Below are 10003 nucleotides of genomic sequence, written 5' to 3'. Positions count from 1 at the left end.
GGACACCCGGCGGGACACCCGGAAGCGGCCCGGGCGGCGGTCCGAACGGCAGCCCGACCGGCGGTCCGACCCGAGGTCCGGGCGGCGGTCCGAACGGCGGCCCCGGCGGAATCCCCGGCGGCGGCAAGGTCCGTGGCCCGCGCCGACCGGGCGACGGAACCCCCTGACCGGCCCGGCCCGCCCCCATCTCGCCCCATCGGTCGCGACTGTCCCAACGCGGCCCAACGCGGCCCAACGCGGCCCAACGCGGTCCAACCCGGTCCCACGCGGCCCGACCCGGCCGATCGGCACCACCAGCCCCACAACCCCGCACATGCGGTCGCCCGTCGAAGGGGGAGACATGAACGGCACGTCGGTGGCAGCGCCGGGTTCGGTGCTGGAGTTGTTCCGCGCACATGTGGCGCGGACGCCGGACGCGGTGGCGATCGTCCAGGGCGAGCGGCGGCTGTCGTACGGCGCACTGGACGCCGCCTCCGACCGGGTGGCCGGGTATCTGCACGCTCAGGGTGTCCGGCGTGGTGACCGGGTGGCGGTGCGGCTGGAGCGGTCGGCCGAGCTGATCGGTGTCCTGCTGGGGGTGTGGAAGGCGGGGGCGGCGTACATCCCGGTGGACAGTGCCTATCCCGCCGAGCGGGTCGCCTTCGTACTGACGGACTCCGCGCCCGCCCTGACGCTCGACGCACCCGCCTTGACGCTCGACGCGCCGCCGAGTCCCGGCAGCGGGGACGGCCCTTCGCCCTCGTACGGCGGCCCGACCGGTGACGATCTCGCGTACGTCATGTACACCTCCGGCTCGACCGGGACGCCGAAGGGTGTGGCCGTGCCGCAGGGCGCGGTCGCCGCCCTCGCCGGGGACGGTGGCTGGCGGGTCGGCCCCGGGGACACGGTCCTCTTCCATGCCCCGCACGCGTTCGACATCTCGTTGTTCGAGGTGTGGGTGCCGCTGGCGACAGGTGCCCGGATTGTCGTCGCCGAGCCGGGCATCGCCGTCGACGCGGCGGCGATACGGCGGCACCTCGCGTCCGGGGTGACCCATGTGCACGTCACGGCGGGGCTGTTCCGCGTGCTCGCCGACGAGGCGCCCGACTGCTTCGCCGGGGCGCGGGAAGTCCTGACCGGCGGGGACGTCGTACCCCCCGAAGCCGTACGGCGGGTGCGGGAGGCATGCCCCGACCTGCGGGTCCGGCATCTTTACGGCCCCACGGAGTCCACGCTGTGCGCGACCTGGCACACCATCGAGCCCGGCGCGCACTCCGGCGCACAGCTCCCCATCGGGCGCCCCCTGGCCGGCCGTCAGGTCCATCTCCTGGACGACGCCCTGCGTCCGGTCGCCCCCGGGGTGACCGGTGAGCTGTATCTGTCCGGTGCCGGGCTGGCGCACGGCTACCTCCGGCGGGCGGCGCTCAGCGCCGAACGGTTCGTGGCGTCCCCGTTCGCGGCCGGGGAGCGGATGTACCGCACCGGCGACCTGGCCCGCCGGACCGAAGACGGCGAACTGGTGTTCGCTGGGCGCGCGGACGCCCAGGTCAAGATCCGGGGCTTCCGGGTCGAACCCGGCGAGGTGGAGACCGCGCTGGCGGCCCTGCCCGGCGTCGGTCAGGCGGTCGTGGCCGTCCGTGAGGACCGGCCCGGCGAGAAGCGCCTGATCGGGTACGTCGTCCCGGACGGCGAGCACGCCCGGCCGGAGTGGCTGCGGACCGAACTCGCGCGGACGCTGCCCGACTACATGGTCCCGGCCGCCCTCGTCCTCCTCGACACGCTCCCGCTGACCGCCAACGGCAAGGTCGACCACCGGGCCCTGCCCGCACCGGAGCTGGCGGCCACCACGACCCGCGAGCCCCGCACCCCGGCCGAGCGGCTCATCTGCGCGCTCTTCGCGGACGTCCTCGGGCGTGAGCGGGTCGGCGTGGACGACAGCTTCTTCGAACTCGGCGGCGACTCCATCATGTCGATGCAGCTCGCCGCGCGCGGCACCCGCAAGGGCGTCCGCTTCCGCGCCCAGGACGTCTTCGAGCACGAGACCCCGGCCGCCCTCGCCGCCGTGGCCGTCCTCGAAGCGGGCGCGCGGCCGACGGCACCCGATGTCCCGCTCCTCGTCCTCACCGCCGACGAGTCCGCCGAACTGACCGCCGAGGTCCCCCGACTCGCCGAGGTCTGGCCGCTCACCCCGCTCCAGGAAGGGCTCCTCTTCCACGCCGCCTACGACGAGCAGGGCCCCGATGTCTACGAGGGCCAGTGGGTGCTGGAACTGCGCGGACCGCTCGACACGGCCCGGCTGCGGGCGGCCTGGGAAGGGGTCGCGGCCCGGCATCCCACCCTGCGCGCCGGGTTCCACCGGCTCGGCTCGGGGCGGCTCGTCCAGGCCGTGGTGACCGACGTACGGGTGCCGTGGCGGGAGGTCGATCTGGCCGGGCTGGGCGCGGCGGACACCGAGGCGCGGCTCGCGGAGCAGGCCGAGCGGGAGCGCGCCGAGCGCTTCGACCCCGCCCGGCCGCCCCTGCTGCGGCTGGTCCTGATCCGGCTCTCGGCCGAGGTGCACCGGCTGATCGTCGTCACGCACCACATCCTGTTCGACGGCTGGTCGATGTCCGTCGTCCTGAACGAGGTCTCCGCCCTGTACGAGTCCGGCGGCGACACCTTTGGGCAGTCCGGCGGCGGCGCCTCGGGGAAGTCCGGCGGCGACGCCGCCGGGCTGGGGCCTGCGCCGTCCTTCCGGGACCATCTCGCCTGGCTGGCCCGGCAGGACAAGGAGGCCGCGCGGACCGCCTGGCGGGCGGAGCTGGCCGGGGTGGACGAGCCGACGCTCGTGGACCCCCTGGGGCGGGCGGCCGACTCGGCGGCGGCCGGATATCTGACCCGGGCCCTCCCGGAGGAGTTCACCGCCCGCCTTGTCGCCTTCGCGCGGGGCGCCGGGCTCACCGTCAACACGCTGGTGCAGGGCGCCTGGGCGCTGGTGCTCGCGCGGCTGACGGGCCGTACGGACGTGGTGTTCGGCGCCCCCGTCGCCGCCCGGCCCACCGAACTGCCCGGCGTCGAGGGGATGGTCGGGGTGTTCATGAACACCGTGCCCGTCCGGGTGGAGCTGGACGGCGAGCGACCGGCGCTGGAACTGCTCACCGGCTTGCAGGGCCGCCAGTCCGCGCTGCTCGGCGCCCACCACCTGGGCCTGTCGGAGCTGCAACGGCTGACCGGTTCGCGCTCCGCCTTCGACTCGGTGCTCGTCTTCGAGAACTACCCCCGCGCGGTCGGCGACCCGGCGTCCCCCGGCGCCCTGCGCATGGAGCACCTCTCGACCGTCGAGGGCACCCACTACCCGCTCACCCTCGGCGTCGTCCTCGGCGACCGTCTGCGGCTCCGCCTCGCCCACCGGCTCGCCCTGTTCCCGGCGACGGACGCCGAGGCACTCGCCGACGCGCTGGCCCGGGTGCTGGAACAGCTGGTGACGGACCCGTCGACGCCGGTGGGACGCGTGGAGGTGCCGCTGCCCGGGACGGGCGCCGGGTCCGACGCCCCCAGTCTGTCCGGCGTGCCCGGCCTCTCCGGCTCCTCTGCCTCGCCCGGCACCTCCGACCGTTCTGGCTTCTCTGCCTCGCCCGAGTCCTCCGGCCTCTCCGCCTCGCCCCACACCATCCCCCTCCCGCCCCGTCACTTCGCCGCACAGGCCGCCCGTACCCCGACGGCCGTCGCCCTCGTCGCGGCCGGCCGGGAGGTGACGTACGCCCGGCTCGCCGCCGACTCCGGGCGTCTCGCCCGCCGGCTCGCCGACCACGGGGTCGGGCCCGAGGCGCGGGTCGCCGTGCTGGCGCCGCGCTCGGTGGAGCTGATCACCGGGCTGCTCGCCATCGCGCTCGCGGGCGGGGCGTACGTACCCGTCGACCCCGAACACCCCGCCGACCGCATCGCCTTCGTCCTGGCCGACGCCGCGCCGCAGGTCGTGCTGTGCACCCTGGGGACGCGGGCGATGGTGCCGGAGGGGTTCACGGGGCCGGTGGTGACGCTGGACGGCGAGGAGCCGGACGCCGCCGGGGTTCCCGTAGCGGAGTTCGCCGCCCCGGGCCTCGACCCCGACCACACCGCCTATGTCATCTACACCTCCGGCTCCACCGGCACCCCCAAGGGCGCCGCCGTCACCCACCGGGGACTGGGGAGCCTGATCGCCGACCGCATCGCCCGCTACGGGATGGACGGCGGCACCCGTCTCGTCCAGCTCGTGTCGCCGAGCTTCGACGTGTCGATGGGGGACATCTGGCCGACGCTGTGCGCGGGCGGGCGGCTGGTGCTGGCGCCGCCCGGCGGGCACACCACCGGCGACGAACTCGGCGACCTGCTCGCCGGGCACCGCGTCACCCACGCCGTGCTGCCCGCCGTCCAGCTCACCCATCTGCCCGACCGCCCGCTGCCCGACCTGCGGGTACTGGTGTCCGGCGGGGACGCGCTCCCGGCCGACACCCGGCGCCGCTGGGCGGGCCGCTGCGCGCTGTACAACGAGTACGGCGTCACCGAGGCGACCGTCGTCTCCACCGTCACCGCCCCGCTGGCCGAGTCCGGCCCGCTGACCATCGGCGGCCCGATCGCGCGGTCCGGGGCGCATGTCCTGGACGGCTTCCTGCGTCCGGTACGGCCCGGAGTGACCGGCGAGTTGTATCTGACCGGGACCGGGCTCGCCCGGGGGTACCTCGCCCGGCCCTCGCTCACCGCCCACCGGTTCGTCGCCGCCCCGGGGACACCCGGCGGCCGGATGTACCGCACCGGCGACCTGGTCCGGTGGACCCCCGCCGGGGAACTGGTGTTCGTCGGACGGGCCGACGAACAGATCAAGCTGCGCGGCCACCGCATCGAACTCGGTGAGGTGGAGACCGCGCTCGCGGACCACCCGGACGTCGAGCAGGCCGTCGCCGCCCTCCACGACCAACGGCTGATCGGCTACGCGGTGCCCGCCGCCGGCCGTACCCCGGACCCGTCGGCCGTACGTGCCCACGCCGCCCGGGTGCTCCCCGACCACATGGTCCCGTCGGCCGTCGTGGTCCTGCCCGCGCTGCCGCTGACCCCGAACGGCAAGCTGGACCGCGAGGCGCTGCCCGCCCCCGACTTCGCCGCCGGAGCCGTCGGCCGGGAGCCCCGGAGTCCGGCCGAGGAGATCCTGTGCACGGCCGTCGCCGAGCTGCTCGGGCTCGACCGGGCCGGTGCCGACGACAGCTTCTTCGCGCTCGGCGGCGACTCCATCACCTCGCTGCAACTGGTCACCCGGGCCCGGCAGGCCGGGCTGGTCGTCACGCCCCGGCAGATCTTCGACGAGAAGACCCCGGAACGGCTCGCCCTGGTGGCCAAGCCGCTCGACCCCGCTGACGGGGCCACGGGCGCCGACGACGAGACGGGCGAGGTGCCCTGGACCCCCGCCGCGCACCTGCTCGGCGAGCGGATCACCGGCCGGGCCTTCGCCCAGTGGACGGTCCTCGCCACCCCGCCCGGCCTGCGCCCCGACGCCCTCGCCACCGCCCTCACCGCCCTGCTCGACACCCACGCGGCCCTCCGCGCCCGTATCGAGACCAACGGGAGCGCCGGGAACACCGGGGGCACCGGGGGCATCGCGGACGGTCTCGCCGCGCACCACCTGACCGTCGTCCCCCGTGACTCCGTCGACACCACCGGCCTCCTCCGCCGCCTGGACGCCACCGACGCCCTTACCCCCGCCGATCTCGCCGACGCCGCCGAGGGCGCCGCACGGGAGGCCGTGGAGCGGCTGGACCCCGCGGGCGGGGGCATGGTCCGGGCCGTCTGGCTGGACGCCGGGCCCGGCCGGAGCGGGCGGCTGGTGCTCGCCGTGCACCACCTCGCGGTCGACGGCGTGTCCTGGCGGGTGCTGGTGCCGGACCTCCGTCAGGCGTACGAGGCCGCCGCCGCCGGGCAGCCGCCGAGGCTCGCCCCGGTCGCCACCTCGTACCGGCACTGGACCCGGCGGCTGGCGGCGGAGGCGCGCCGGGACCACCGGGTCGCCGAACTGCCCGCCTGGGCCGCCCTGCTGCGCGACGCCACCCCGCTGCCCGGCGTACTGCCGCTGGACCCCGAGGCGGACACGGCGGCGACCGTCCGCCGGGACACCTGGACCCTGCGCAACAACGACACCGCCATCCTCGCCGGCCGTACCGCGACCCTGTTCCACTGCGGACTGCACGACATCCTGCTCGCCACCCTCGCCGGAGCCGTCGCGCACTGGCGCCAGGACCTGTACGCGCCGGTCCTGGTGCAGGTCGAGAGCCATGGCCGGGCCGCGCTGGACGGCGCCGATCTGTCCCGGACCGTGGGCTGGTTCACCAGCGCCCACCCGGTACGGCTCGACCTGGGCGGGGTGGACCTGTACCGGGCGATGGACGGGGAGGCGGCGGCCGGGCGGCTGCTGAAGACCGTCAAGGAACAGATCCGCGCGGTGCCCGGCGACGGCCTCGGCCACGGGCTGCTGCGTCACCTCAACCCCGACACCGCACCCGTCCTCGCCGAACTGCCCGCCCCGCAGATCGGCTTCAACTACCTGGGCCGGTTCACCGCCCGCGCCCGCCCCGGCGCCGACCCGGCCATCCCCTGGGAACCGGCCGGGCCGCGCGCCCTGTACAGCTCGGACGACCCGCGCATGCCGGTGCCGCACGCCCTGGAGGCGGGCGCCGCCGTCCGCGACACCCGCCACGGGCCCCAGCTCACCCTCTCCCTCAGCCGCCCGGCCCGGGTGCTGGGCGACGCGGCCGTGGACACCCTCGGCCGGATCTGGCTGGCGCTGCTGCGCGGCCTGGCCACCCACTCCGACCATCCGGAGGTCGGCGGCCACACCCCGTCCGACTTCCCCCTGCTCGACCTGGACCAGGACGAGGTCGAGCAGCTCGAAGCGATCGCAGCGGACCTCGAAGGAGGGCTCTTCCGGTGACGTCCACAACCCCGGTCCACGGCTCGGCGCTCGCCGAAGTCTGGCCGCTCTCCCCGTTGCAGGAAGGTCTCCTCTTCCACGCCCAGTACGGCGGCCGGGCGAGCGGCCCCGACCTCTACACCATCCAGCGCACCGACCTGCTGCACGGGGCCGTCGACGCGGGGCGGCTGCGCGCCGCCTGGCGGACCCTGCTGGAACGTCACTCCGCGCTGCGGGCCAGCTTCCACCGCCGCAAGTCCGGCCGGACCGTGCAGCTCATCCCGCGCGAGGTCGCCCTGCGCTGGCGTGAGATCGATATTTCGGACGGCGGCCTGAGCGAGGACGAGGCGCTGGGCGAGGTGCGGCGGCTGGCCGCCGAGGAGCGCGCCGAACGGTTCGACCTCGCCAAGGCGCCCCTGCTGCGGCTGCTGCTCGTCCGGTACGCGCCCGACCGGCACTGGACCGTCATGACGTCTCATCACATCCTGCTGGACGGCTGGTCGATGCCGGTGATGCTCACCGAACTCGCCGCCCTCTACGCGGCGGGCGGCGACCCGGCCGGGCTCGGCCCCGCGCCCACCTTCCGCGACCATCTCGCCTGGCTCGCCCGGCAGGACCAGGAGGCCGCCCGCGCCGCCTGGCACGCCGAACTCGCCGACGCCGACGGCCCCACCCTCGTCGCCCCCGCCGACCCGGACCGCCCGCCGGTGCTGCCCGAGAAGAACGCGCTGGCCCTCTCCGACGCCCTCACCGGAGCCCTCGCCACCCTCGGCCGCCGCCACGGCCTGACCGTGAACACCGTCGTCCAGGGCGCCTGGGCGATGCTGCTGGCCCGGCTCACCGGCCGCACCGACGTGGTCTTCGGCGCCACCGTCGCCGGGCGCCCCGCCGAACTGCCCGGCGTCGAGGCGATGGTGGGCCTGTTCATCAACAGCGTGCCGGTCCGGGTCCGGCTCGACCCCGACCAGCCGGTGCTGCGTACCCTGACCGAACTCCAGTCCCGTCAGTCCGCGCTCCTGGCCCATCAGCACCTCAGCCTCACCGAGATCCAGCGGGTGGGCGGGCCGGGCGCGGTGTTCGACACCATGCTGATGTTCGAGAACTATCCCCTGCCGCCCGACCGGCCCTCCGCCCCCGGCGCGCTCGCCTTCACCCATGTCGAGGGCCACCAGGCCACCCACTACGCCCTCACCCTCGGCGTCATGCCCGGCACGCCGATGAAGGTGCACATCACCTACCGGCCCGACGCCGTCGACCCCGATGTGGCCCGTGATCTGCTGGGCCGGCTGGTGTGGATCCTTGAGCAGATCGTCGCCGACCCGTCCGCCCCGGCCGGCCGCATCGGGCTCGTGGGACAACTGGAACGCGGCCTGGTCGTGGAGGGCTGGAACGCCACCGCCGGGGAGGACCCGCCCGGCAACTCCGTCCTGGACCTCTTCCGCGCCCGCGTGGCGGCGGCCCCGGACGCGGTCGCCGTCACCTCGGGTGAGCGGCAACTGTCGTACGGCGAACTGGACGCCGCCTCCGACCGGGTGGCCGCGCGTCTCCACGAGCGGGGTGTCCGCCCCGGTGACCGGGTCGCCGTCCGGCTGGAGCGGTCGGCCGGGCTGATCGGCGCCCTGCTGGGGGTCTGGAAGGCGGGGGCGGCGTACGTCCCGGTCGACAGCGCGTATCCCGCCGAGCGGGTGGCGTACGTACTGACGGACTCAGCGCCCGCGGTGACCGTCGATGAGGTCGACGCGACTGCCGTGGGCGACACGGGCGCGGGCGTGTCGCCGGTCGTGGATCCCGCCCCGGACGATCTCGCGTACGTGATGTACACCTCCGGGTCGACGGGGACGCCCAAGGGGGTCGCCGTGCCGCACGGGAGCGCGGCGGCGACCGTCGGGGAGCGCGGCTGGGGCGTCGGACCCGGCGACGCGGTGCTGTTCCACGCCCCGCACGCCTTCGACATCTCGCTGTTCGAGGTGTGGGTGCCGCTGGCGACCGGCGCCCGGGTGGTCATCGCCGCACCGGGCGTCGCGATCGACGCGGCGGCGATACGGCGGCACATCGCCGCCGGGGTCACCCATGTGCACCTGACGGCCGGGCTGTTCCGGGTGCTCGCGGAAGAGGCCCCCGACTGCTTCACCGGCGTGCGCGAGGTGCTGACCGGCGGTGACGTCGTCCCCCTTGAGGCGGTCGAGCGGGTCCGGGCGGCCTGCCCGGAGGTACGGGTGCGGCATCTGTACGGGCCCACCGAGGTCGCCCTGTGCGCCACCTGGCATCTCTTCGAACCCGGGGAGGAACAGGGCGAGGTGCTGCCGCTGGGACGGCCGCTGAACAACCGGCAGGTGTATGTCCTCGACCCCTTCCTCCAGCCGGTGCCGCCCGGGGTGACGGGAGAGCTGTACGTCGCCGGGGCGGGGCTGGCCCGGGGCTATCTGGGGCGGGCGGGGCTGTCGGCGGAACGGTTCGTGGCGTCGCCGTTCGCCGCCGGGGAGCGGATGTACCGGACCGGCGACCTGGTCCGCTGGACCACCGGCGTCGAACTCGTCTTCGTCGGCCGGGCCGACGCCCAGGTCAAGATCCGCGGCTTCCGCGTCGAACTCGGCGAGGTGGAGGCCGCGCTCGCCGCCCGGCCAGGGGTGGGACAGGCGGTCGTGGTCGCCCGTGAGGACCGGCCCGGCGAGAAACGGCTGGTGGGGTATGTGGTGCCGGGCGGGGGCGACGCGCCTGCGCGGGTCGCCGGTGCGCTGGAATCTGGGGCGGCGTCTTCTCGGGGCGTCGGTGCGCTGGAGCGGGGGGCCGGGCGTGCCCGGGATGCCGATGCGCTGGGCTCCGAGGCCGTGGCCGACCCGGGCGCTGATGCGCTGGACCTGGACGCCGGGCGGGCCCGGGACGCCGGGAAGCTGGGCCGCGAGGCCGCCCACGCACTGGATTCCGAGGCGGCGCCCACCCAGGTCGCCGGCGCCCTGGACCCCGAGGCCCTGCGTGCCCAGGTCGCCGGCGTCCTGCCCGACTACATGGTCCCCGCCGCGCTCGTCGTCCTCGACGCGTTGCCGTTGACCGTCAACGGCAAGGTCGATCACCCGGCGCGGGGGCCGCGCGCGGGGGCGGGGGCGCGGGGGC

Annotated in this window: 2 protein-coding genes; both read left to right on the top strand. The window is 75.7% G+C overall.

Going from position 1 to position 10003, the window contains the following annotated elements; genetic code table 11:
* Window positions 1-340 precede the first annotated feature (340 nt).
* On the top strand, window positions 341-6913 hold the full coding sequence (locus ACFXAZ_RS18555) for an amino acid adenylation domain-containing protein (RefSeq protein ID WP_384591824.1): 6573 nt from the start codon (window positions 341-343) through the stop codon (window positions 6911-6913).
* The coding region (locus ACFXAZ_RS18550) for an amino acid adenylation domain-containing protein (protein ID WP_384591821.1) at window positions 6910-10003 on the top strand (3094 nt) is incomplete at its 3' end. The genes ACFXAZ_RS18555 and ACFXAZ_RS18550, both read left to right, overlap by 4 nt.

This window comes from Streptomyces sp. NPDC059477 (assembly GCF_042749375.1).
Lineage (GTDB): Bacteria > Actinomycetota > Actinomycetes > Streptomycetales > Streptomycetaceae > Streptomyces.
Note: the sequence above shows the minus strand (reverse complement) of the source record. Positions and strands in the feature narration are given on the sequence as shown.

Bases quoted from the DNA above. Each gene is read 5' to 3' on its own strand.
- ACFXAZ_RS18555 (WP_384591824.1), top strand. From the start codon at position 341: ATGAACGGCACGTCGGTGGCAGCGCCGGGTTCGGTGCTGGAGTTGTTC.